This is a genomic window from Streptomyces sp. NPDC006335 (assembly GCF_040612795.1).
Lineage (GTDB): Bacteria > Actinomycetota > Actinomycetes > Streptomycetales > Streptomycetaceae > Streptomyces.
On the sequence record NZ_JBEXQX010000012.1, the window covers coordinates 105749 to 130442 of the forward strand.

Sequence of the window (24694 nt, forward strand, 5' to 3'; positions counted from 1 at the left end):
AAGCCGGGCGGCAGGCAGCAGACGGCAGGAGCCGGGCGGCAGGCAGCAGACGGCAGGAGCCGGGCGGCAGGCAGCAGACGGCAGGAGCCGGGCGGCAGGCAGCAGACGGCAGGAGCCGGGCGGCAAGGGGTCAGGCGGTCAGGGGCCGAGGACTGCTGCGGCAGCGAAGTCAGCCGTCGCGGGTTCACGCTCTCCACCTCTGGGTGGAGAACCCGGCTACCTGGGAATCCACCCGGGATCCACCCCCGCTCCGATCTCCCGACCTGCGGATTTCCGTAGCTTCGAAGGGGTCGGCGGCGTCCGCTGCCGGCAGACCCTTCCTCGCACACGGAGGCTGTGATGTCCGGGCTCGTCGACGCGTTGCTGATCGTGGTCGCGGTGGTCGTGGTGATCGCCCGACAGTTCCGGGCGAGCCGAATCGACAGCGACCGGCGCTGGTGGCTGCTACCCGCAGTCCTGGCTGTCGTGGCACTTCGCGAGCCGGGACTCGTGGACGCCGATCACCGCACCGCCTCGGTCACCCTGCTCATCGCCGAACTGCTCACCGGCCTCGCCATAGGGGCCGGCTGGGCCTGGACGAGCCGGATATGGACGGAACCGGACGGCTCGGTGTGGGCCAGGAGCACCAAGGCGAGCGGGGCTGTCTGGGCCGTCGGCATCGCACTGCGCGTCGGCCTTTTCGCACTCGGCGTAGCGATCGGCGTCCACCAGGACTCCTCCGCGTTGCTGCTCGCCCTGGCTGCGACCCTCCTGGTGCGCTCCGGGACGCTGGTCCGGCGTGCGCAGACCCAGAGGTCTCACTCCGCACCCGCTCCGGCGTACGGTGAGCCCATGGTCCGCTCCGCGGGGAAGGAACGTGTGTGACGGACAACGCCTGGACCCGCTGGCCCTCCCGGGAGGCGCTCGGGCGTGAGACGGCCACGCGTCCTCGGCGCCTGCTCGGCTGGGTCACGCGGTCGCTGGTTCTCGCCATGCTCCTCTGGGGTGCCTTCACCAGCAACCATGTGCGGGGCTGGGGCGTGCTCGGAGCGGTGACGGGAGTCCTCGTGTCCGCCGCCGTCGCCTGGGTGCTCTACCGCACGACCCTGGCGCACCGGCTCTGGCCCTCCCTGGCACTCTTCGGTGTCCTCCTGGCGATCGCGGTCGCCGCCCAGGCCGCCGACTTCGGGGTCGTCGCCCTCGTCCTGTGGTGCGGCTGCGCCATCACCGCGCTGGAACGGCTGCCGATCGCCGCAGCCCTGCCCGTGACCGTGGCGGCCCTCACCCTCTACGCCGCCGTCAACGACGACGCGTGGCTGACCACCCTGGCCACGACCGCGGGACTCGCCCTGGCCGGCTACGTCCTGCGGCTGGACGCGGAAGCCCGCGGCAACGCACAACGGCTGCTCAACCAGGAGCGGGCCGCGCGGGCGGCCGAGGCGGAGTCGGCGGCACTCGCGGAGCGGGCCCGGATCGCGCGGGAGATCCACGACGTGCTGGCCCACAGCCTCTCGGCCCAGCTCGTGCACCTGGAGGCGGCCCGGTTGCTGATCGAGGGGGGTGCGGACCGGGACCAGATCCTCGAGAGGGTGGTGGCGGCCCGAGGCATGGCCCGCGACGGTCTCGCGGAGACCCGGCAGGCGCTGTCGGCTCTGCGGGGGGACATGACTCCGCTGGAGGAGTTCCTGAGCCGGCTCGTCGGGACCGCCGACGGAGCCGAGACCACTATTTCGGGTGAGCGCAGGCCGCTGCCGGCCGAGGCGTCGCAAGCCGTGCGCAGGGTCGCGCAGGAGGCCCTGACCAATGTCCGCAAGCATGCGCCAGGGGCCAAGGTCCGGATACAGCTGGAGTACGGCCAGGAGCAGGTGACGCTGGTCGTGCGGGACTCGGGCGGTTCGCCGGGTGAACTCACCACCATCGGAGGCGGGTACGGTCTGCTGGGGATGCGGGAGCGCGCCGAACTGCTGGGCGGTTCACTGGACGCCGGGCCGGACGACGAAGGGTTCGTGGTGACGTTGAAGGTGCCGGTATGACGGTGGGGGCGGAGACGAAGCCCGCGCGGGTGGTGGTCGCGGACGACCAGACCGTGGTGCGCGAAGGCATCGTGATGCTGCTCGGTCTGCTGCCCGGCATCGAGGTCGTGGGCGCGGCCGGGGACGGTGAGCAGGCGGTGCAGCTCGTCGCCGAACTCGCCCCGGACGTGGTGCTGATGGACCTGCGCATGCCCCGCTGTGACGGGGTGGAGGCGACCCGACGGATCCGGGCCGAGTACCCGGGGACGCAGGTCGTGGTGCTGACGACGTTCGGGGACGACGAGTCGCTGTTTCCCGCGCTCAAGGCGGGGGCGCGCGGTTATCTCACCAAGGACGCGGGAGGGGACGAGATCGTGCGGGCCGTGCGGAGCGTGCTCTCCGGGGACGCCGGACTGTCGCCCAGCGTGCAAAGGCGGCTGCTGGAGCGGCTGTCGGACCCGGAGCCGCCGCAGCCGCTGTCCGCGGAGCCGCCCGACGGGCTCACCGCGCGGGAGGTCGAAGTGCTGGCGCTGATCGCCGAAGGGCTGAGCAATCAGGAGATCGCCCGCGAACTGCACGTCTCCACCGCCACGGTGAAGACCCACATCAACAACCTCTTCGCCAAGACGGGCATCAAGGACCGGGCACAGGCGGTGCGTTACGCCTATGCGAAGGGGCTTGTAAGGCCACCGACGGGAGGAATCACCTGATGGGGTGAAGAGCGCTGGGAAGAAGAGTCGGGGATCTTCCCGTTCTGTCCATCCTTGGGCATGCAGTCAAGCAACGCTCGTCCCCGCGGAAGCGGGGGTGATGCCGAGAGTTCGGCCGAGAACCACGACGGCCACGATGTGGCCCGCGCCGAAGCGTCCGCCGGAGTGCGGTACGACGATCCCTGGTACGACGAACTGGCTTCCGGCTGGGGCGAGACGGGCGGTGACGGCACCTCCGTGGCACCGGTCACGACGGCACGTGAGGTGCGCGAGGAGCGGGCGGCCGCGGCGGCCGACGTCTACCTCGAGGTGCAGCGCAGCGCGGCCTTCCAGGAGGTGCGCAGCAGGTACCGGAGGTTCGTGATCCCGGCGGGCATCGGGTTCTTCGCCTGGTACGTGGCCTACGTGGTGACGGCGACGAGTGCGCCGGGGCTGATGGCACGGCCGGTGGCCGGAGCGGTCAACGTGGCGATGCTCGCGGGACTCGGTCAGTTCCTCACCACCTTCCTGCTGACCTGGGCCTACGCCCGCCACGCGAGGCTGCGCCGGGACCGGGCCGCACTCGAACTGCGGTGGGACACCCAGGAACTGACACGCACGGCCCGGGGCGGTGTGGCGTCGTGACGGGGGACCACCAGACTCTGGCGCTGCTGCTGTTCAGCGCGTTCGTCGCGGTCACGCTGGGGATCACGACGTGGGTGAGCCGTCACCGGCACGGTTCGGCGGAGGAGTTCTACGCGGGCGGGCGGCTGTTCTCGCCGATGGAGAATGGTTTTGCCATCGCGGGTGACTACATGTCGGCCGCGTCCTTCCTCGGTATCTCCGGGCTCATCGCGCTCTTCGGGTACGACGGGATGCTCTACTCGGTGGGCTTCCTCGTGGCCTGGCTGGTGGTGCTGTTCCTCGTCGCCGAACTGGTGCGCAACTGCGGGCGGTTCACGCTCGCCGACGTTGTCGCCTCGCGGATGAGTGAACGGCCCGTGCGGATTGCGGCGGGAACTTCCTCGGTCACCGTGTCCGTTCTGTATCTGGTGGCCCAGATGGTGGGCGCGGGCAGCCTCGTAGCGCTGCTGCTCGGGGGCACCAGCGAGGCGGCCCAGTCCTGGACGGTCATCGCCGTCGGGGCCCTCATGGTGATCTACGTGTCCCTGGGCGGGATGCGGGCGACGACCTGGATCCAGATCGTCAAGGCGGTCCTGCTGCTCGGGGGAACCGTCGCGTTGACCGTGCTCGTGCTGGTGCGCTTCCACGGGGACATCGACCAGTTGCTGCTCACGGCGGCGGAGCGCAGCGGCCACGGCCAGTCTTTTCTGGCACCTGGTCTGAAGTACGGCGGGGACTGGACCGCCCGCCTCGACTTCATCAGCCTGGGACTCGCGTTGGTTCTGGGCACGGCAGGGCTGCCGCACATCCTGTCCCGCTTCTACACCGTGCCCACGGCACGCGCCGCACGGCGCTCGGTGGTCTGGTCGATCGGCCTCATCGGCGGCTTCTACCTGATGACGATCGTCCTCGGATTCGGTGCCGCGGCGATCGTGGGGCCCGAGACGGTCCGGGGATCGAACGCCGCCGGGAACACCGCGGTCCCTCTCCTGGCCCTCGACCTGGGCGGCGGAGCCGACTCCACGGGAGGAACGGTTCTGTTCGCGATCGTCGCCGCCGTCGCCTTCGCGACGATCCTCGCCGTGGTCGCCGGCATCACCCTCGCCTCCTCCGCTTCCGTGGCTCATGACCTGTACGCCTCACTAAGGCGCCGACGGGCCAAGCCGCGCAGTGAGGTGGCCGTGGCCAGGACCGCCGCCGTGGGGATCGGCGTGATCGCGATCGCCCTCGGTCTGCTGGCCCGCGACCTCAACGTCGCCTTCCTGGTGGGCCTCGCCTTCGCCGTCGCCGCGTCCGCGAATCTGCCGGTACTGCTCTACTCGCTGTTCTGGCCCGGGTTCACCACCCGGGGTGCCGTCTGGTCCGTCTACGGCGGACTGGTCCCGGCCGTGGCCCTGGTGCTGCTGTCGCCCGTGGTGTCCGGCAGCCCCGAGTCCCTCTTCCCGGGCGTCGACTTCCAGTACTTCCCGCTGCAGAACCCCGGTTTGGTCTCCATCCCGCTGGGGTTCGTCGCGGGTTGGCTCGGCACGGTCACCTCGGCGGAGGTCGCCGACGAGGCCAAGCACGCGGAGACGGAGGTGCGGTCACTCACGGGGGCGGGGGCCGTGTAGAGGGCGACGCCGATGAGCGGACGGCGCCCTCGTCGTCGTAGGGCAACCACATCGTCGTACGGATCCGTCGCCGTGCGGCCACCGTCGTCGCACGGCAATCAATGTTGTACGGCGCCCGTGGTCGTACAGCGTCCGTCTTCGTCGCACGGCGACGGTCGCCGTAAGGACATCCCGCGGTGTACGGCTACGGCGCCACCCACGCGTACCGGTGTTCCGGGCGGCCCGTGTCGCCGTATCTGAGGGTGAGGCGGAGGCGGCCGGCCTGTTCGAGGTGGCGGAGGTAGCGCTGGGCGGTGGAGCGGCTCAAGCCCGTTTCGGCGGCGACCTCGTGGGCGGAGAGCGGGTGGCCGGCGTGGTGCAGGACGCGGCAGATGAGGTCCGTCGTCGGTTCCGAGTGGCCGGTGGGCAGGCCGGGGGAGGCTGGAGCCGGGGTGGTGCGCAGGGCGCTGAAGATCCGGTCGACCTGTTCCTGGCCGGCGATGCCATGGCCGCCGACCCGGTCGACGGTGCGGCGCAGGGCGGCATAGGAGTCCAGGCGGGTGCGCAGGGCCGCGAAGGTGAAGGGCTTGACCAGGTAGTGGAGGGCGCCCAGGCGCATCGCGGTCTGGACGGTCGTCACGTCCCCGGCTGCCGTGATCATGATGACGTCGGTGCCGTGGCCCTGTTCCCGCATCCGGTGGACGAGTTCGAGGCCCGTCTGGTCGGGCAGGTAGTGGTCGAGCAGCACCAGGTCGATGGTTCCGCGCTGCACGCTGGCCAGCGCCTGGGCGGCGTTGTGGGCGCGGGCGGCCACCCGGAAGCCGGGAACCTTCCCCACGTACTTGGCGTTGATCTCGGCAACGCGGAAGTCGTCGTCCACGACCAGGACGTCAATCATCGGGCCTCTTTCCCTCAAGGCCTGGCGGGCGTCACGCCCGTGTTTCGGCTCCGCTGTTGTAGCGCGCGCAAAACGAGCACAACAGGCCGTTGCAGGCAAAAGAACGGCATGTGCCCAGAAGACTGATGCCGTGGCCCAGGCCACATCTACCGTCCCCGGCCATGAGCGCAGACACCAGCCCCGCCATCGAACTGCGGGGCGCGAGCAAGACATTCCGGACCCCGTCGGGGGGTCTGCACACGGCCGTCAGGGGACTTGATCTCACGGTGGGGCGTGGGGAGTTCGTGGCGGTCGTCGGGCCGACAGGCTGTGGCAAGTCGACCACGTTGACGCTGGTCAGCGGGTTGGAGGAGCCCTCCGAGGGAGAGGTCCTGGTCGTCGGGGAGCCGGTCCGGGGGGTCGGGGACAAGGTCGGTTTCGTCTTCCAGCAGGACGCCACCTTCCCCTGGCGCACGGTCCTGTCCAACGTCATGACCGGACCACGCTTCCGCGGTGTGCCCAAGGCGGAGGCCAGGCAGAAGGCGAGGGAATGGCTGTCCCGGGTCGGGCTCGCGGCCTTCGAGGACCGCTACCCCCATCAGCTCTCCGGAGGCCAGCGCAAGCGGGTCGCGCTCGCCGCGACCTTCGTCAACGACCCCGAGATCCTGCTCATGGACGAGCCGTTCTCCGCGCTCGACGTGCAGACCCGGGCCCTGATGTCCGACGAACTCCTCGAACTGTGGGAGGGCACGGGCGCCTCCGTCGTCTTCGTCACCCACGACCTGGAGGAGTCCATCGCGCTGGCCGACAAGGTCGTCGTGATGACGGCCGGGCCCGCCACCGTCAAGCAGGTCTTCGAGATCGACCTGCCGCGACCGCGCAAGGTCGAGTCGGTTCGCCTGGAACCGCGGTTCATCGAGATCTACCGCGAGATCTGGCAGTCCCTCGGCGAAGAGGTCCGCATCACCCGCGAGAGGGGCGCCGCCCATGTCGCCTGACGTCATGCCCGAGGCCCGGGTCGCGCCGACCACTACCGAACCCGGCGACAAGACCGACCGGGCGCACTCACGCGCGCGTGCCGCCCGCAGGCGGCGGATCGTCGTCGGCGCCTCCCGTGTGCTCCTCCTGGTGGCCGTCCTCGGCCTGTGGGAAGTGCTCGCGCGGGCCGAGGTCATCGATCCCTTCAACTTCTCCATGCCCTCGAAGATCTGGGACCAGATCTGGACCTGGGTGACGCACGGGACCGCACTCGGGTCGTTGGGCGAACAGATCTGGTACACGCTCTACGAGGCGCTGCTGGGCTGGGTCGTCGGCGTGGTGGCGGGTGTCGTCTTCGGTATTGCGTTGGGGCGGATCACCTTGCTCGCCGATGTCCTTGGTCCGTACATCAAGGTGCTCAACTCGATACCGAGGATCGTCCTCGCACCCATCTTCGTGATCTGGTTCGGACTCGGACCGGCCTCCAAGGTGGCCTCGGCCGTCGTCCTGGTCTTCTTCCCGGTCTTCTTCAACGCCTTCCAGGGCGCCCGCGAGGTCGACCGCAACCTGGTCGCCAACGCCCGCATCCTCGGCGCGAGCGACCGCAGGGTGACGCTTCAGGTCGTCATCCCGTCCGCGACCTCCTGGATCTTCACCAGCCTGCACGTCAGCTTCGGGTTCGCCCTCATCGGCGCGATCGTCGGCGAGTACATCGGCGCGACCAAGGGCATCGGCCTGCTCGTCGCGCAGTCGCAGGGCACCTTCAACGCGGCCGGTGTGTACGCCGCAATGGTCATCCTCGCCGTCGTCGCACTCCTCGCCGAAGGGCTGCTCACCTTCGCCGAGCGCCGCATCTTCCGCTGGAAGCCGACGACTTCCGACAGCTGACGCCGCCTACGACGGCCCCTCCTCGGCCCCTTCTCGACCCCAGCTCTTCCCGCACCGCCCCTCACAAGGACGTGAACCCCATGCGCAAGACCGCCAGATACACCTCCCTGGCCGCCGCCGGCCTGCTCGCCCTCACCTCGCTCACCGCCTGCGCCAACGACGCCGCCAGCACGGCGTCGGCCGACTCCGGAAGCAAGGGGGACGGCAAGGGGACCGAGGTCAAGATCATGGTCGGTGGCCTCGACAAGGTCATCTACCTGCCCGCGATGCTGACCCAGCGACTCGGCTACTTCGACTCCGAAGGGCTCGACGTGGAGCTGCTGAGCGAGCCCGCCGGTGTCCAGGCCGAGACCGCGCTCGTCTCCGGCCAGGTCCAGGGGGCGGTCGGCTTCTACGACCACACGCTCGACCTGCAGGTGAAGGGCAAGGACGTGGAGTCGGTCGTGCAGTTCTCGCACGCGCCCGGCGAGGTGGAGATCGTCTCGAACAAGGCGGCCGGCGACATCACCTCACCCAAGGACTTCAAGGACAGGAAGCTCGGCGTCACGGGCCTCGGCTCCTCGACCGACTTCCTCACCAAGTACCTCGCCGTCAAGAACGGCGTGAAGGTCAGCGACTTCACCCCGGTCGCCGTCGGCGCGGGACCGACCTTCATCTCGGCGCTCCAGCAGGGCTCGATCGACGGCGGCATGACGACCGACCCGACCGTCGCGACGATCCTGGACAAGAAGGCCGGCAAGATCCTCCTGGACATGCGCACGCCCCAGGGCTCTGACCAGGCGCTCGGCGGACCGTATCCGTCGTCAAGCCTGTACATGCAGACGGACTGGGTCAACAGTCACAAGGACACCGTCCAGAAGTTGGCCAATGCATTCGTCAAGACGCTCAAGTGGATGTCCACTCACAGCGCGACCCAGATCGCCGACAAGATGCCCGCCGACTACTCGCAGGGCAACAAGCTGCTGTACGCGGTCGCCATCAAGAACACCCTGCCGATGTTCACCAAGGACGGCGTGATGCCCGAGAACGGTCCCGAGACCGTCGAGAAGGTCCTCAAGGCGTTCAACCCCAACATCCAGAACGCCGACGTCGACCTCGACAAGACGTACACGACGGAGTTCGTCGAGAAGGCCGCGCAGAACGCCGGCTGAGCCCCCTCACGCGCGGGTCGCCCACACGTAACGGTGTTCCGGGCGGCCCGCGTCGCCGTACTTGAGGGTGAGTCTGGCCCGCCCTGTGCGCTCCAGGAGCTTCAGATAGCGCTGGGCGGTCTGCCGGCTCACCCCGGTCCGGTCGGCGATCTCCTGCGCCGACAGGGGCCCTTCGGCGTTCATCAGAGACCTGCGGACGAGCTCCACCGTGGTCGGGGAGTGCCCCTTGGGCAGATCGGGCTCCGCGGGCGAGGAGAGCGCGCCGAAGATGCGGTCGACCTCCGCCTGTTCCGCCTCCCCGCCACCGTCCAGGGTGCGCCGCAGTTCGGCGTACGCCTCCAGCCTGGCCCTGAGGCCCGCGAAGGCGAACGGCTTGACCAGGTACTGCAGCGCGCCATGACGCATCGCCGCCTGCACGGTCGTCACGTCCCGCGCCGCCGTCACCATGATGACGTCGGTCTGGTGGCCGCGTCGGCGCATCTCCTGGACGACCTCCAGGCCCGTCTCGTCGGGCAGGTAGTGGTCCATGAGGACCAGGTCGACATGGGGGAGGCTCTCCATCTGGCGCAGCGCGTCCGCGGCGCTGTGCGCCTCGCCCGCCACGTGGAAGCCGGGCACCTTCTCGACGTAGGCGGCGTTGACGCGCGCCACGCGGGTGTCGTCGTCCACGACCAGGACCTCGATCATCACGACTCCTCCTCGGTGGCGGTCCGCCCGGTGGGCGGGGCGGTGAGCGCCGGCTGCGGCTCGGCCAGCGCGTCGGGCAGTACGACGGTGAACTCCGCGCCTCCACCGTCGGCCTCGCCGACGGTCGCGCTGCCTCCTTGGCGTTCGGCGAGCTTGCGTACCAGGGACAGCCCGATGCCGCGTCCCCGGTGCGCGGGCGGCTCCTTGGTCGACCAGCCCTCGGTGAAGACCAGTTCCCGCTGTTCCACCGGGATTCCCGGCCCCGTGTCCCGCACCCTGAGGACGGCGGTACGGCCCTCTGTGCGCAGCTCGACCTCCACACGCGCGTGCGGAGCGCCGGCGACGGCGTCCAGGGCGTTGTCCACGAGGTTGCCGACGATGGTGACCAGACCGCTCGGATCGACCAACCGGTCCGGCAGCCGCGTCCTGTCGGAAACCCACAGGGCGACCCCGCGCTCGGCGGCGACGGTCGCCTTGCCCACCAGCAGTGCGGCGAGCAGCGGGTCCTCGATCTTCTCGGTGACCTGCTCCGCGGTGGCCCTGTGGTCGCCGACGACCTCTCCGACGAACTCCACGGCGTCGTCGTACATCTCCAGCTCCAGCAGCCCCAGAAGCGTGTGCATCCGGTTGGCGTGCTCGTGGTCCTGGGCGCGCAGGGCGTCGATGAGGCCGTGCGTGGAGTCGAGTTCCCGGCCGAGCTGCTCCAGCTCGGTGCGGTCGCGCAGGGTGGCGACGGCACCCCCGTCGTCGGTGGGCATGCGGTTGGCGACCAGGACCCGCTGGCCGCGTACCGTGACCAGGTCGGTGCCGGTGACCCGGCCGGCCAGGACATCGGCCGTACGGCCGTCCCCGAGCGCCTCGTCGGGGGAGCGGCCCACGGCTTCGTCGCCGATGCCCAGCAGCCGGCGTGCCTCGTCGTTGAGCAGCCTGACGCGCCCCTCGCGGTCCAGGGCCACCACGCCCTCCCGGATGCCGTGCAGCATGGCCTCGCGCTCGGCGAGGAGGGCCGAGATGTCGGAGAAGGCCAGGTCACGGGTCTGTCGCTGGACTCGCCGGGAGATGAGCCACGCTGCCAGCGCGCCGACGGCGAGGGCCCCGCCGGCGTACGCGAACAGCCCCGGGATCGCGTGGATCAGCCGGGCGCGCACACTGTCGTACGCGATGCCGACGGAGACAGCCCCGACGATCTTGTGCTCGTTGTCGTACAGCGGCACCTTGCCGCGGGCGGTACGGCCCAGGGTGCCGCTGTCGATCTGCATGATCTCCTTGCCGGCCAGGGCCTGGCCCGGGTCGGTCGAGACGATCCTGCCCACCTCGCTGCGGGTGGGGTGCGACCAGCGGACGCCTCGCCAGTCCATCACCACGACGTACTCGGCCCCGGTCGCCCTGCGGATCCTCTCGGCCTCCCGCTGGACCGGGCCGTTGGGCAGCGGGGGCGTGTCCTTGACCTGCTCGGCGATCTGCGACTCCGCGGCCGTGGTCTGGGCGATGGCCAGCGCCCGGCGCATCGCCTGGTCGTCGAGCTGGTCACTCAGCGGAGCGAGGAACAGACCGGTCGCGAGCACCGCCACTCCCGCGGCGATCGCCAACTGCATCAGGAGCACCTGCGAGAACACCCGGCGGGGCAGTCCGAGGCGCAGGCGGCGGACGGGGGGAGTGCGGCTCATACCCAAGACGGTACGGGGAGGCGCCGGATCCGCCGTAGGGGGTGTGGCGTGGATCTCTTGATCAATGCGTTGACGGACCTGGCGTCCCGGTCAACTCGACGTGGTGGGGACGGATCCGCGTGGGGTCCGGTCGGCTCGACGTGGTGGGGACGGACCCGCGTGGGGTCCGGTCGGCTCGACGTGGTGGGGACGGACCCGCGCGGAGTACCAGACCGGTCAGCTCGCCAGCGCTGTCGAGGTGCTCAGCTCGCGCACGGCCACCACGTCCATCCGCGCGGGCGAGCCGAGCACCGACGACCCACAGCTCTCCGGACGGGGCGGAAGGGAGGCGGTCTGGGCGACGAGGACGCGCCAGTGGCGGCCGTCGACGTGTGCGACGGTCACCTCCCAGTGCGGGGCCGCGCCGTCCGTGCGTACGACGGTCAGGGCCTCGGCCGCGTATTCGCCCACCGCTGTGCGGACGGCCAGCTCGGCCGCCTGGCCGGGACGCTCCCAGGCGGAGTTGCCTCGGCACCCCTCGACCACGATCCGGTCCTCCTGGACGCCGTGCAGGACTTCCTTGACGGCATGGGCCTCGGCGCGGCCGTAGGCGTAGCCGTACGGCAGGACTAGCAGCGTCGGGGAGAACCGGTGACCACCCAGATGGGTGACCTCCCAGACGCCGTCGACGCCCGAGGCGGCCAGTTCGGCGGCGAGCGGGCGGCCCAGGAGCGCGCAGCAGCGGTCCCGCTTGCCGTTGGTGCAGACGAGCGCGAGCGGATCACCGGTGTGGGGACGCCCGCCGAGCGCCGCGTCGAAACCGCTGTGGTCGCCCCTGCCGAGTGCGGCGAGGTCCAGATCGAGCAGGTCCCACGGATCCCGGGTCGTCGCGCTGTGCAGCCACACGCCGCCGGGCACGGTGTGGGCGGCGTACACCTGCCGGGTGCTGGGTGTTCGGCTGTCGGCGTGCCGTCCGGGGCGGCGGATGAGTGCGATCCGCACGCCCGTGCCCTTCGCCGCGGCCTCCAGGGCGCGGCCCAGCGCGGGGTCCAGGTGGCTCGAAGTGAGCGCCTTGGCGCCCCAGGGACCGGGCTGCTCCAGCAGCAGCCAGGTCCGCGCGGTGGCCGCGGTTCCGGAAACGGGCTCGTCGAGGTCGTGCGAGACCGTTGAGCAGGTACCCACAGAGGTGAGCCTAACCTGACTTGGGTCGCGGCGACTTCCGGCCGGCCCGTTTCAGTGCTCCGGCAACGGTTGCGGTGGCTTCGGGCCCACATACGTGCCGCTCGGGCGCATACGCAGGGGGCGTTCCCCGTACTCCTCCAACGCGTGGGCGATCCAGCCCGCCGTTCGGGCGACGGCGAAGATCGTCTCGCCGGCCGTGGCCGGCATCCCGGAGGAGGCCGTGAGTACGGCGAGCGCCAGGTCCACGTTGGCGTGCAGGGGGGCGTGGCGGGCGGTGGTGGCCACGATGTCGCGGGCGGCGAGGAGGGCGGGCTCGGCCCGGGGGACCTCCTCCAGGAGGGCGAACAGGGCACGCGCGCGTGGGTCCTCACCCGGGTAGAGCCGGTGACCGAGGCCCGGGATGCGGCGGCCGGCCCGCAGTTCCTCCGCGATCACGGGGGCCGCGTCGCCGAGTTCGAGCACGTCGAGCAGCAGTTTGTGGGCGAGTCCGCTGGCCGCGCCGTGCAAGGGGCCCTCCAGGACGCCCAGGCCGGCGGACACGGCCGCGTACGCGTGCGCCCGCGCCGATGCGGCGACGCGTACGGCGAGGGTCGAGGCGGCGAGGTCGTGGTCGACCAGGAGACCGAGTGCGGTGTCCAGGACACGCAGGGACGCCTCGTCGGGCTTGCGTCCGCTGAGTCGCGTCCACAGCCGGGGGGCCAGCCGGGCGTCGTCACGGCGGTGGTCGCGGAGCACGGGTGGCAGGGCGGCGACGAGGGTGGGGATGAGGGTCCGTGCGGTGCCGAGCACGGCCTCCTCGGACAGGTCGAAACGCAGCGGGTCGGCTGCCGCGGCGGCGATCGCGGCGACACGCAACCGGTCGGTGGGGCCGGTGTGTTCGGGCAGGGCGTCCACCGCGCGGCGGGCCGTGTCGACGGTGGCCTCGGGGGCGGTGAAGGTGACACCGGGCTGCATGCGGCCGGTCCAGAGCCACTCCGCGATCTCCTCGTAGGAGTGGCGCGCCGCCAGCTCGGTCGCGTCGACCCCCCGGAAGTAGTAGCGATCCCGGTCGATGAAGGTGATGCGGGTCCGTACGGAGAGCTCGCCGGCCGAGCCCGGACTCCCGCCGCTTTCCCGGCGGTTGCGCCGGGCGAGGGCCTCCACCTCCTTGGCGTCGAAGGTGCTGCCCCGGCCGCCTTGGACGCGCTGGCTGCTGAGCTGGCCGCGGCTCACGTAGGCGTAGACGGTCTCGGGTTTCACGCCCAGCAGGTCGGCGGCTTCCTTGGTGCTGAGCCGATGGTCGGCGGGGCCCGGGAGGGGGTCTTGATCGCGCATAAGAGGTCACCGTATCCGCAGCGGGGTGAGTTGATTGGCGTGTACTGATTCAATCAATATTGACAGAGATCGAGTCAATCATTGACCGGAGCGGAGCCGCCTCAGCCACTACGACGGCAGTGCCGCGTACGACGTGCGCAGACCACCGCTGGAACCTGGCTGAGAAACCGCGTCTCCCAACCACTGAGGCGCCAAAGCATCAACCGAAGCGCTTTTACACATCCATGCTCGGCATGTCAGGTGAGCACGACCTCAATACTGTGCGACTGCTGTCCCGCCACGCCCGGTTCTCCGAAACCTGGGACACGTATGCAGCAACCCCTGCGGACCGCGGCAGGGGTGAGGGGCAACGTTTTCAGTAGCGCATCCTGTGTGCTGAGCTGACACCGCGTGGCCTTCCGCGCCATGGGCGTGCCGAGAGGTCCTCCGCCGGGCCGCCATGGCGCGTCTCGGGCTTCGGTCCAGGGCAAGGCCTCTGTCCCGCACGGGAGAGTTGCCACAGATGATGGCCCCTGGGTGGGGCCCGCCGAGCTGCGACGGGGGCGTCCCCGTCCAGGGGAGGGTTGCGGCAGGTTCCCTACTGCAATGGCCGGGTGATTCTGGCCATTCTCTGAATGCCGTCTGGCGTGGCCGGATGGCTGACGTCACTCTCATGAAAGAAGAGGTACGTCCGGGTGTTCAGGGGGAGGGGCTGCCGTGAATGACGCTCTGAGTGCTGCGCAGATACTGGAACGTCTTTTGGATTCGGTTGTGGTCGCTGCGGATTCCAAGAACTCACTGATCGGGAGCGTGGAAACAGCAGCTCGCGCCGAGGACAAGAAGCGGCAGCGGAATCAGCAGAAACAGGCCGAGGAAGCCGAGCGAGAGGGCCGGGCCCGCAAGGAGGCGCCGCCGGAGCTGCGCCGCAAACAAGGGTTACGTGCCCTGCCCAGCTCGGAGCTGGGTGCGTCTGTGCGGCTGCCGTACATCGCGTTGCTGCACCACCTCGCGCGAGGTCTGTCGCTCACCCGGCGCGGCGCGGCTCGCGGGCTCGCCGAGCACTGGGGCAGCTTGAAGTACATCCAGGCCCTGCAGGCGGGAAAGGGCTCCTTCTTGTGGCTCTCCTCGGAGGGCAAACGCATCGCCAAGCACTACAAGACACTTCAGTCGGAGGAGCTGGGCCAGGCGTTCGCCCTCACGCTCGCCGAACGCATCCTGCGCAGCCGCTTTCCGCACCATCACGTATCCATCCTCCACTCGGACACGGTCCTGCGCGCAGGATGGGCTCTGACCAGCGCGGAAAGAGAGAACAAGGACAACAGGAGCGTGAGCGTCGGCTACCGCTACCGTCCGCAGTACCTGGCCGAGGTGTGGCGGCCGGACCAGCCGTCGGTGATCTTCCCGATAGCGTGCAAGGGCAACCACAGCGGGGCGTCCGTCTCGTACACGCAGCTTGCTGCCTGCGCGGCGTACGTGGACGGCGTCCACATCGGTGCCTGGAACGGGACGCCTGGCTTGGTTTTCAGCACCGAGCTCCCCCTGGACGGGCCGGTCACCGTCCATGCGCTGCATGCGCCAGGACACGGATCCGGCCTCAGCCTCAGCGGAGATGAAGGCGGCGGCGAGGTGGACTTGGACCGGTCTCCGCGCCAGCTGGAACAGTTCCCGGGGATCGAGCGCCCCGCCGAAGCGGGACGTCACTTCGCTCCCGAGCCCGGCTGCCAGGTGAAGCCTGATCAGTTCGCCTGGTTCCAGCGGACCGTCGCCCACACCGACGCCGCGGGGCTGATGGCGTTTGCCGGAGCGGGCCGGGCCACCGCAAGGCTCCTGACGAAGCGGCAGGGCCGAGAGTTTTTCGAGGCCTTCGAGCATCCGGCGGCGGGCAGCGTCCAGGACATCACCCGCACGCTGCTGGGGGACGAATTCGCCGGTACCGATCACGTTTTCCGCCTCAACGGCAACCACGTGGAGGCCTTCTCCGGAGTCAAGGCGGATCTCTTCCGTCACCTGGCCAGGGGCACACGAGCCGGCGACGACAAGGCGGAGCGAGCGCAGGTGTCGGCGTGGCGCGGCACCCTCCACGAGCGAAGGAAAGCCTGGCCCCGCACCGACTGGGACGATGAGTGGGGTGGGCCGGTCTCCATCCACGAGGACGGCACAGTCCTCGCCCTTCGCAGAGTGAACGTGCAGAAGACAGCCAGCTGAACTCGCCCCGGCCTTCCCCCACAACGGTGATCATGCCGATCAGTGGGGAGGCCGCGGCGTTTTCAACTCCGCCCCCTCCCCGGTGGCCGAATGCAACCCTGCCCGCTGGGCGTCGAGCTGTGCCAGCGGCACGTTCATGCCAGAGTCATCCCACGTGACGGCCCGATAGCAGGAGTGGTGAATGCAGGACGGGGGGCTCCGGTGGCGGCTCGTGGTGCCAGCCGGTGGGGATGCGCTGCGGCAGGAACGGCTCACGCGTGATCTGTACGCGGCACTGCACGAGGCGGAGGGTGTGGCCGTCGGATTCGCCGACGCCGGCCAGTCCGCCGGGCCTGGTCACAAGGGCGCCGGAGTCGGCGACGTCGCGTTGTGGGCTGCCACAGCCACCGCCATTGCCCGGCCCGCCTCACAAATCCTGATCACTGCGATCAAGGAGTGGTGCGCCAGGGACCGACACCGCAAGGTCGAGGTCACCTACGACGGGCATTCCGTCGCGATCACGGGGCGGCCGGACGCCGCTCAGGAGCGCGTGGTCCGTGATTTCCTGGACAAGGTGGGTGACGCCCCGTCCGGAGGGCCGCAGGGCGGCGGGGAGTGACCCGACTGGTCAGACGCCGTGCTCTGTTGATCGGCAATGAGTACTACGACGACGGCCGTTTTCCGCCCCTGCCGTCCACGCAGGCTGACATCTGGGGCATGCAACAGGTCCTGCAGCACCGCAACATCGGCGGCTTCGTCTCCGTCACCTCCCGGACCAACCTGGCCGCCGATGACATGCGGGAGGTCATCAGCGAGTTCCTGGAGGCCTGCGAACAGGACGAACTCGCCCTCGTGTACGTGTCCGGGCACGGCGCTCGACTCGTCCGGGACGGCGGTGAGTTCCACTTCATCGCCACGGACACCGACTTCGACCGGATCGCCGAGACAGCGGTGAGCGCAGGCTTCGTCAACGAGCAGCTCGAACAGTGCTGGGCCTCGCAGAAGGTCATGATGATCGACTGCTGCCGTAGCGGCGGCTTCGCCGTGGGACTGCGCACCTCCGACCGGCAGTCCGAGTCGGTGGCGAAGTCGGCCGAGCAGCCCCTGCTGACCAGCCGTGGCACCTACGTGTTGTCATCCTCACGGGCCGGTGAGGACTCCTACGCCGATACGGCGAGCACCGCCGAAGTGCGGCCGTCCGATTTCACCGCCGAGGTCATCGAGGCCCTGCGCACAGGCAAGGTGAGCAAGGACGGCAAGGGCGATGTTTCCGTGGAGGACCTCTTTCACTACGTCAACCGGCGCATGCGGGCACAGGGAGCCCGCCAGATACCGGTGAAGTCTGCGTTCGGCGTAGATGACCGCATCGTCCTCGCCGACTGCCCGCTCGGAGCAGCCCCGCTGCTCGTGCCACTCACCCGTCGGCCCGTCTCCTCACCCGGACAGACAGAGCTCGGAAGCACCCGCAAGTCCGCGCAGTCTCAGCCAAGTTGGACCCGGCTGCTCGACTACTACCGCGAGTGCGTGCTGTCCGACGAGACCGATACACCGCTGATGTCCGTGGGCGACCATGACTCCTCCTATGTCTGCCTCTCCGGCTCGGAGCGCCTTCTGTCCGGCGATGTCGACGACGACGGCTGTATCCCCGTCCCGGCAGAGGCCGGCCCCCTGATCGCGTCCGCCACTGAACAGGAGGCCGAACTCTGGGCCGGCTACCCGGCCGTGGTCGTGACCGGACCGCGCGGCGGCCGCCCATGGCGGCACCCGAAGTTCGCCCCGTTGCTGATCCGCCGCGTGGAGATCGTCTCCGAAGGCGGCCAGGTGCGGCTCAAGCCCTACGGTCCCGTCCAGCCGCACCCGCAGCTGGCCCGGGACTGGCTCGGAGAGGAAGAGGCCGCACAGCTCGCCGACACCTTCCAGCCCAGCTGGCATCGCGGCCAGCACGACCGCATGGCCGTCGAAGCGGGCAAACTCCTCATGGAGGAGTTCGAGCTGCCGTGCGTCCAGGAACTCCACCCCGATCAGCTCGCCGATCGGATCGACACCCACACGCCGAGCCACGGCGCCCGCAATACCGCCCTCCTGTTCGCGGCACTCCCCGACACCGCCTACACGAAGAAGCTCCTCGACGACTTCGCCGACATCGCGGCCAAGCCGGAGCGCATCCAGGCGACAGCACTCGCCGCCCTCTCACCCGACGCGGCCGAACGCACCCGCGCGGTGGCCGTGTCGGAACCGGAGCCATCACGGCTGGTGACGCCGCTGCCCTGCAACGAGGCCCAGGCCGCCGTGCTGCGCTCCGCGATGACCCGGCGTCTGACCGTCGCCACCGGACCGCCCGGCACCGGAAAAAGCCAGCTCGTGGCCAATCTCGTTGCCACAGCGATCACCAGCGGCCAGAGCGTCCTTGTGGCCTCCAACAACAACGAGGCCGTGGACGAAGTCTGGCGCCGCTGCGAAAACCTCGTACCCGGAAGCGTCATACGCACCGGCTCGGCCCGCGCCAAGTCCGGGAACTACGTCGAGACCGAGGCGAAAGGCCTGGACACCCTGCGCACAGCGCCGGAACCCGTGCCCAACGTCACCACGGCCGCCGTGGACACCGACATCGCCCTCAGTCACCTGAACCGGGTCCGCCAAGGCCTCGCCCACGTCACGAAGACAGAGAAGGACCAGCTGCAGGCCGGCGGACTGCGCGAGCAGTACGCCGAGCAACTAGCCCTGTCCGTGCCCGAACTCATCGAAAAGCTCCCGCAGACAGAGCGTCTGGACCAGCTGGGAGTCCGGGCCCGACGCCTGGCTCACGCACGGTTCCTCGGCTCGTGGCGCCGCGCCCGCTTCCTCCGTAGGACCGGACTGGGAACCTTCGACGGCGACCGTGTGGAAGGCTGCCTTGCTCTCGCCGGCTTCGTGGCCGCGCAAGTCTCCTGGCAGGACGGATACGCACAGGTCGTCGCCGTCGATGACGCGGCGCTGGCCACGACACTCGACACTGCCGAGGCCGAGGTGCAGAACACCTCGCGCACCCTCCTCGAAAGCGCGGTGCGGACCAACGCCCGCGCCGGCCGTCAACGCATCCTCAACCTTCTCAGCGCCCGAGACAGCGACCGCAGCGACTGGCCCGCCATCCGTGAAGTACTTCCCGCGGCACCCGGCTGGGCCGTCACCAGCCTGTCTGCCCGACGTTTCCCTCCCGGCGCCGCCCTCTTCGACCTGGTCGTCATCGACGAGGCCAGCCAGTGCGCCATCCCGCACGTGCTTCCCCTGTTGTTCCGGGCAAGGCGTGCCCTGGTCATCGGGGACGCCATGCAGCTTCCGCACATCGCGAAGATCGGCCCGGAGCGCGAGGTCCTGATCCGCCGCAACAACGGCCTGCGCTCCGCCTGGCTGGAGAAAAACCGTCTCGCCTACCGCCGCCACTCCGCGTTCCACGCGGCCGAGCGGTCCGCCGGAGGCACTCTTCTCCTCGACGAGCACTTCCGCTGCCACCCGGACATCGCCGCCGTGTCCAACGAACTCTTCTACGAGCAGGGCCTGACGGTCCTCACCGACACCCGAGGCCGACCGTCCTTGCCCAGGCGATCGATCTTCTGGTCCCACGTGCCCGGACGAGCTACCCGGCCCCCGTACGGCAGCTCCTGGGTGAACCACGACGAGATCAGACAGGTGGACAGCTTCGTACGCACCCTGCTGGAACAGCTGCCCGCAGAGGCCACCATTGGTGTAGTCACGCCCTTCAAGCCGCAAGCCGACGCCCTCCGCGATCAACTGCGCCCATACGACCAGCAGCGTGTGCGGGTTGGCACCGTGCACACCTTCCAGGGCGGCGAACGCGACGTCATGGTCTTCTCCCTCGTCGCAGGCGAGGGCATGCACGCAGGCGCCATCGGCTGGGTCCACCGCCAGCTCAACCTGTGGAACGTCGCCATCACGCGCGCCCGCAGCCACCTCATCGTGGTCGGGGACATGAACCTGTGGCGAGAGCGGGGCGGTGTCGCTGCAGAGCTCCTGAACGCCGCCACCGCAAGCGGCCCCCGCGCCGACGACCGCGAAGCAGACGACCTGGTCCGGCGCCTCTACGAGGCCATGTCCTCACAGCCCGGAACGACAGTGGCGCTCGGCGAAAGCGTCAACGGGCACTCGGTCGACCTCCTCGTGCAGCCCCACGATGCTGCCAGCCCGCATGCGGTCCTGCTCGATTCCGGACCCGACGACGACGTTGACGAAACGCGCCACCTGCGCGTGATGCTGCGCCGCCGCGAACTCCTGGACAGCGGTGAACGGGATGGCCAGGCCCTGCGCTACCCGGCCTGGAGGCTCTACGACACCAGCACCGGCTGACCCGAGGGGCTCCTGCGGGTGCACGTCACGTCCCGTACGCCCCGCTTCAGCCTGCCCGGTGACGGGCGCTCCCCCTGGGCTCGCCACTTACGTTGCCGCCGGGCAATCGTGGTTGGTGGCCTCCACCAACCACGAAGCCGTGAAGCGCAAGGTCGGCTCACGACCGACGCGATGCACCGCGACGGTCGTCCTCGGGCGCATTCCACTGACGCCGCTGGCGCATGGGTGCCGTCTCGGACCGAACCCGGCGTACAGCCCGACTCGTCTGCCGCTCTACATTTCCGCAGGTCAGAGGCCATGTTTACTCACTGAACAAACCGCTCGGGTCGAATCCGGGTCGAATCGGGCTGTAAGTATTGTCGTCCCCGTCCACTACCCGTGCGGCATATCCGGGCATTCCGGGTGTCAAATGTGTTCCAGCGCCGTTCTGGAGCAGACATCTCGGATTCTGATGCACTCGGAAGTACATGTACGAGATGTCTGCTCACCGACCCGCTCCGGCTGAACTCGATCACCGATGGTGCGCCCTGGAGCGGAGCCTGTTAAAAGTGATCACTGGCGAGAGTGTCTCGCTGACTGTTCCTGCCGCGGACCACTGGGTTTGTACGCCGCCGACTACCCAGAACGGCTCGATTCGCTGGCCCATGCCCGGGAGTGGATCGACGCGTTCACCACCCACTACAACCACGACCACAGGCCCTCGGGATCGGTCTGCACGTCCCCGCCTCCGTCCACTTCGGCACCGACGAGGAGGTCCGAGATCGGCGGGCCGTCGCTCTCGCCGAGGCGTACGAAACGCCACCCCGAACGCCTCGCCCGCCGACCGAGACCCCCGAGATGCCGGGCCAAGTCTGGATCAACGACCCGGCCAGGGAACCCGAACCGCAAGGTTCATAGCACCAAACATCTCATTTGACTTGACAACTATCGGGCGGCCCGGAGCGCTGTTATGCCTCAGAACTTCAGCTCTCGCGGGCCCAGAGCCAGCTAGTGGGGAGAGTCCGACCCAGCCCTGGCCCGCCAGCCACGCGTCGACTGGCTGGAACGATCCCGCCGCCGCGGCGGCCCTGCTGGCGACGCCGCACCTGCACAGCCCGTTCACCCGGCCCTGAGACGCGCTGTACACGCCGATGTTCACCGACCCGGCGTGCGGGCCGTGCCCCTCGACATGGCGCCCAGCTCTCGGAGAAGACAAGCGCGGGCGCCGGCGGGCAAGCCGCATAGGAGTGCCGAGGGGTGTCTGAGCCTTCGGGTGCTGGGATGGCGCTCCCGCGCTGGGGTCGTCCTGGGGTGGCCCCCGGCAGAGCCCCATCGTCACAGCACCACCACCGAGCGCAGCACGTCGCCGTGATGCATCCGCTGGAACGCAGCCTCCACCTCGTGCAGTTGGATGGTCTCGGTGACGAACTTCTCCAGCGGTAGGCGGCCTTGCAGGTGCAGGTCTATGAGCAGGGGGAAGTCGCGGGAGGGCAGGCAGTCGCCGTACCAGGAGGACTTGAGCGCTCCGCCGCGACCGAAGATGTCCAGCAGCGGTAGTTCGAGCTTCATCTCGGGCGTGGGGACGCCGACGAGGACGACGGTGCCGGCGAGGTCGCGTGCGTAGAACGCCTGCTTGTACGTCTCCGGGCGGCCCACGGCCTCGATGACCACGTCGGCGCCGAAGCCGCCCGTCAGCTCACGGGTCGCCTCGACGGGGTCGATCTCCTTGGCGTTGACGGTATGGGTGGCGCCCATGGTGCGGGCCGTCTCCAGTTTCCGCTCGTCGATGTCGATCGCGATGATCTTCGCCGCACCCGCCAGGTGTGAGCCGACGATCGCCGCGGCGCCGACACCCCCGCAGCCGATGACGGCGACGCTGTCACCGCGGCCGACGCCGCCGGTGTTGATGGCGGCACCGATGCCGGCCATCACGCCGCAGCCAAGGAGTCCGGCCACCTGCGGGGCGACCGCCGGGTCGACCTTGGTGCACTGCCCGGCGGCGACCAGGGTCTTCTCGGCGAAGGCACCGATACCGAGGGCCGGAGACAGCTCCCGGCCGCTGCCCGCGAGGGTCATCCTCTGCTCGGCGTTGCGGGTGTCGAAGCAGAACCACGGGCGCCCCCGCAGACAGGCGCGGCACTGCCCGCACACGGCACGCCAGTTGAGGATCACGAAGTCTCCGGGCGCCACATCGGTGACGCCCTCGCCGACCGACTCCACGACGCCCGCCGCCTCATGGCCGAGCAGGAAGGGGAACTCGTCGCTGATCCCGCCCTGTTGGTAGTGCAGGTCGGTATGACATACCCCGCACGCCTGGATGCGTACGACCGCCTCCCCGGGCCCTGGGTCGGGCACGACGATCGTCTCCACCCGCACCGGCTCGCCCTTGCCCGGTGCGATCACGCCGCGTACTTGCTGCGCCATGGGGTCAGTCGCCCTTCTTCGATTCCGAGTAGTCGTGGAAGCCGCGCCCGGACTTCCGGCCCAGCAGTCCGGCCTCCACCATGCGCAGCAGCAGCGGAGGCGCGGCGTGCAGCGGTTCCTTGAAGTCGGCGTACATCGCGTCGGCGATCGCGGCGAGGGTGTCCAGGCCGATCAGGTCGGCCAGTCTCAGCGGGCCCAGGGGGTGGGCGCAGCCGAGGACCATGCCGTTGTCGATGTCCTCCGCGGAGGCGAAGCCGGACTCCAGCATGCGGATCGCGGAGAGCAGGTACGGCACCAGGAGGGCGTTCACCACGAACCCGGCCCGGTCCTGGGAGCGGATCACCTGCTTGCCGAGCACGTCGGTGACGAACTGCTCCGCGCGATGTCGGGTGTGAGTACTCGTCAGCAGGGACGGCACGATCTCCACCAGGCCGAGTACCGGGACCGGGTTGAAGAAGTGCACCCCGATCACCTGGTGCGGGCGGGTGGTGGCCATGCCCAGTTTCATGATGGGGAGGGAGGAGGTGTTCGACGCGAGCAGCGCGTCCTCGCGGGTGACGACCCGGTCGAGCTCGGCGAACAGTTCGACCTTGGTCTTCTCATCCTCTGTCGCCGCCTCCACCAGCAGGTCCCGGTCGGCCAACTCGGTGAGGTCGGGGGTGACCCGGACCCGGGCGAGTGCAACGTCGCGTTCCTCGCCGGTGAGCTTGCCGCGCCGTACGCCCCGGTCGAGCGAGGCGGTGATCCGGACCCGTCCGATATCGGCCGCGCCCCGACTCACCTCGTGGACCACCACGTCCAGCCCGGCCCGGGCGCACACTTCGGCGATGCCCGCGCCCATCAGACCGCAGCCGATGACACCGACCCGACGGATGCCGGTGCCCGGCGCACCGCTCACCGGAATGCCGCCTGCCCCGTCAGCGCCTGGCCGATCATGAGGGTGTGCATCTCGACGGTGCCCTCGTAGGTGAGGATCGACTCCAGGTTGTTGGCGTGCCGGATGACCGGGTACTCCAGTGAGATGCCGTTGGCGCCCAGGACGGTGCGGGCGGTGCGGCAGATCTCCAGGGCGGCGCGGGTGTTGTTGAGCTTGCCGTAGCTGACCTGTTCGGGGCGCAGGCCTCGGTCGTCCTTGGTGCGGCCCAGGTGGAAGGCCAGGAGCGTGCCCTTGGCCAACTCCAGCGCCATGTCGGCCAGTTTGGCCTGGGTCAGCTGGAAGGAGCTGATCGGGCGGCCGAACTGGACCCGGTCGCCCGCGTAGGCCAGCGCCGCCCGGAAGGAGGACCGTGCGGCGCCCATCGCGCCCCAGGCGATGCCGTACCGCGCCTCGTTGAGGCAGGACAGCGGCCCGCGCAGTCCTCGTACGGCAGGCAGCACGGCGGATCCGGGCAGTCGTATCGAGTCGAGCACGAGCTCGCTGGTCACCGAGGCCCTCAGTGACATCTTGTGCTTGATGGCGGGTGCCGAGAAGCCGGGGGTGTCGGTGGGGACGACGAAGCCGCGTACGCCGTCCTCGGTGCGGGCCCAGACGACGGCCACGTCGGCGACCGAGCCGTTGGTGATCCACATCTTGCGCCCGTCGAGGATCCAGTCGTCGCCGTCTCGGCGGGCGGTGGTGCGCATGCTGCCGGGGTCGGAGCCGGAGTCGGGCTCGGTGAGGCCGAAGCAGCCGATGGCGGTGCCCGCCGCGAGGCGCGGCAGCCACTCCTCCTTCTGCTCCTCCGAGCCGAAGGCGTGGATCGCGTACATGGCCAGCGAGCCCTGGACCGACACCAGGGAACGCAGTCCGGAGTCGGTGGCCTCCAGTTCGAGACAGGCCAGGCCGTAGTCGACGGCGCTCATCCCCGCGCAGCCGTAGCCCTCCAAGTGCATGCCCAGCAGGCCGAGTTCGCCGAGTTCCTTGGTGAGGCCGCGGATGTCCTTGATCTCGCCCTGTTCGAACCACTCGGCGATGTGCGGTTCGACGCGCCGGTCGCAGAAGGTGCGTACGGCGTCGCGTACGGCGCGCTCGTCCGGCGTCAGCAGGCTGTCGAGTTCCAGCAGGTCGAGGGGGTCGGCCGGGCGCGGGGAGTGTGGGGTGTGCATCAGGTCTCCAGGGATCGGGAGGGGGGAGAAGAGAGGCCGCCGGTCAGGGGAGGACCGACGGCCCCCGGTCAGAAAAATGGCCGTCA

The 24694-nt window shown here is 69.7% G+C and carries 19 protein-coding genes; 11 read left to right on the forward strand and 8 right to left on the reverse strand.

The window, feature by feature from the left end; genetic code table 11:
* Window positions 1-339: 339 nt before the first annotated feature.
* The 5 genes from ABZ098_RS29430 to ABZ098_RS29450 are packed head-to-tail and all read left to right on the forward strand — an operon-like array spanning window position 340 to window position 4914.
* Window positions 340-864, forward strand: coding sequence for a DUF1453 domain-containing protein (locus ABZ098_RS29430; protein ID WP_356596218.1), 525 nt, complete (start codon window positions 340-342; stop codon window positions 862-864).
* Window positions 861-2012 (forward strand): histidine kinase, encoded by a 1152-nt coding sequence (locus ABZ098_RS29435; RefSeq protein WP_356596220.1) that lies wholly within the window; start codon window positions 861-863, stop codon window positions 2010-2012. Before ABZ098_RS29430 ends, ABZ098_RS29435 begins: the two co-directional genes overlap by 4 nt.
* On the forward strand, window positions 2009-2701 hold the full coding sequence (locus ABZ098_RS29440; protein WP_356596222.1) for a response regulator transcription factor: 693 nt from the start codon (window positions 2009-2011) through the stop codon (window positions 2699-2701). Before ABZ098_RS29435 ends, ABZ098_RS29440 begins: the two co-directional genes overlap by 4 nt.
* Before the next feature lie 60 nt (window positions 2702-2761).
* Window positions 2762-3325, forward strand: coding sequence for a DUF485 domain-containing protein (locus tag ABZ098_RS29445; RefSeq protein WP_356596224.1), 564 nt, complete (start codon window positions 2762-2764; stop codon window positions 3323-3325).
* Complete coding sequence (locus tag ABZ098_RS29450) at window positions 3322-4914, forward strand: cation acetate symporter (RefSeq protein ID WP_356596226.1); 1593 nt, start codon at window positions 3322-3324, stop codon at window positions 4912-4914. Before ABZ098_RS29445 ends, ABZ098_RS29450 begins: the two co-directional genes overlap by 4 nt.
* A gap of 184 nt (window positions 4915-5098) precedes the next feature.
* On the opposite strand, the gene ABZ098_RS29455 is transcribed toward ABZ098_RS29450, so the two are convergent.
* Complete coding sequence (locus ABZ098_RS29455; RefSeq protein WP_356596228.1) at window positions 5099-5791, reverse strand: response regulator; 693 nt, start codon at window positions 5789-5791, stop codon at window positions 5099-5101.
* Between the two features lie 161 nt (window positions 5792-5952).
* On the opposite strand from ABZ098_RS29455, the gene ABZ098_RS29460 reads away from it, so the two are divergent.
* From ABZ098_RS29460 to ABZ098_RS29470, 3 genes are all read left to right on the forward strand, one after another.
* Window positions 5953-6768 (forward strand): ABC transporter ATP-binding protein, encoded by an 816-nt coding sequence (locus ABZ098_RS29460; RefSeq protein ID WP_356596230.1) that lies wholly within the window; start codon window positions 5953-5955, stop codon window positions 6766-6768.
* A complete protein-coding gene (locus ABZ098_RS29465) occupies window positions 6758-7636 on the forward strand; it encodes an ABC transporter permease (RefSeq protein ID WP_356596232.1) in 879 nt (292 codons plus the stop codon). Before ABZ098_RS29460 ends, ABZ098_RS29465 begins: the two co-directional genes overlap by 11 nt.
* Before the next feature lie 80 nt (window positions 7637-7716).
* Complete coding sequence (locus tag ABZ098_RS29470; RefSeq protein WP_356596234.1) at window positions 7717-8787, forward strand: ABC transporter substrate-binding protein; 1071 nt, start codon at window positions 7717-7719, stop codon at window positions 8785-8787.
* Window positions 8788-8793: 6 nt separating this feature from the next.
* Here the strand turns inward: ABZ098_RS29470 and ABZ098_RS29475 are convergent, their stop codons facing one another.
* The 4 genes from ABZ098_RS29475 to ABZ098_RS29490 form a co-directional block, all read right to left on the reverse strand.
* A complete protein-coding gene (locus ABZ098_RS29475) occupies window positions 8794-9474 on the reverse strand; it encodes a response regulator (RefSeq protein ID WP_356596461.1) in 681 nt (226 codons plus the stop codon).
* Complete coding sequence (locus ABZ098_RS29480; protein WP_356596236.1) at window positions 9474-11141, reverse strand: sensor histidine kinase; 1668 nt, start codon at window positions 11139-11141, stop codon at window positions 9474-9476. Before ABZ098_RS29480 ends, ABZ098_RS29475 begins: the two co-directional genes overlap by 1 nt.
* Window positions 11142-11357: 216 nt before the next feature.
* Complete coding sequence (locus ABZ098_RS29485; protein ID WP_356596238.1) at window positions 11358-12302, reverse strand: sucrase ferredoxin; 945 nt, start codon at window positions 12300-12302, stop codon at window positions 11358-11360.
* A 51-nt stretch (window positions 12303-12353) separates the two neighbouring features.
* Window positions 12354-13616 (reverse strand): citrate synthase, encoded by a 1263-nt coding sequence (locus ABZ098_RS29490; protein WP_356596240.1) that lies wholly within the window; start codon window positions 13614-13616, stop codon window positions 12354-12356.
* A 696-nt stretch (window positions 13617-14312) separates the two neighbouring features.
* On the opposite strand from ABZ098_RS29490, the gene ABZ098_RS29495 reads away from it, so the two are divergent.
* The 3 genes from ABZ098_RS29495 to ABZ098_RS29505 all read left to right on the forward strand — a co-directional run bounded on the left by ABZ098_RS29495 (window position 14313) and on the right by ABZ098_RS29505 (window position 20120).
* Entirely contained in the window at window positions 14313-15800 is a 1488-nt protein-coding gene (locus ABZ098_RS29495) for a hypothetical protein (RefSeq protein WP_356596242.1), read from the forward strand.
* 181 nt (window positions 15801-15981) lie between these two features.
* Window positions 15982-16398 (forward strand): hypothetical protein, encoded by a 417-nt coding sequence (locus ABZ098_RS29500; RefSeq protein WP_356596244.1) that lies wholly within the window; start codon window positions 15982-15984, stop codon window positions 16396-16398.
* Window positions 16395-20120 (forward strand): AAA domain-containing protein, encoded by a 3726-nt coding sequence (locus tag ABZ098_RS29505; protein WP_356596246.1) that lies wholly within the window; start codon window positions 16395-16397, stop codon window positions 20118-20120. Before ABZ098_RS29500 ends, ABZ098_RS29505 begins: the two co-directional genes overlap by 4 nt.
* A gap of 1314 nt (window positions 20121-21434) precedes the next feature.
* Here the strand turns inward: ABZ098_RS29505 and ABZ098_RS29510 are convergent.
* From ABZ098_RS29510 to ABZ098_RS29520, 3 genes are read right to left on the reverse strand one after another with little or no spacing between them, the layout of a single operon-like run.
* Window positions 21435-22523, reverse strand: coding sequence for an S-(hydroxymethyl)mycothiol dehydrogenase (locus ABZ098_RS29510; RefSeq protein WP_356596248.1), 1089 nt, complete (start codon window positions 22521-22523; stop codon window positions 21435-21437).
* 4 nt (window positions 22524-22527) lie between these two features.
* The gene (locus ABZ098_RS29515; RefSeq protein WP_356596250.1) at window positions 22528-23421 is read right to left on the reverse strand and encodes a 3-hydroxybutyryl-CoA dehydrogenase; all 894 of its coding nucleotides are present in this window, start codon (window positions 23419-23421) and stop codon (window positions 22528-22530) included.
* Window positions 23418-24608, reverse strand: coding sequence for an acyl-CoA dehydrogenase family protein (locus tag ABZ098_RS29520; protein WP_356596252.1), 1191 nt, complete (start codon window positions 24606-24608; stop codon window positions 23418-23420). Before ABZ098_RS29520 ends, ABZ098_RS29515 begins: the two co-directional genes overlap by 4 nt.
* Window positions 24609-24694 lie beyond the last annotated feature (86 nt).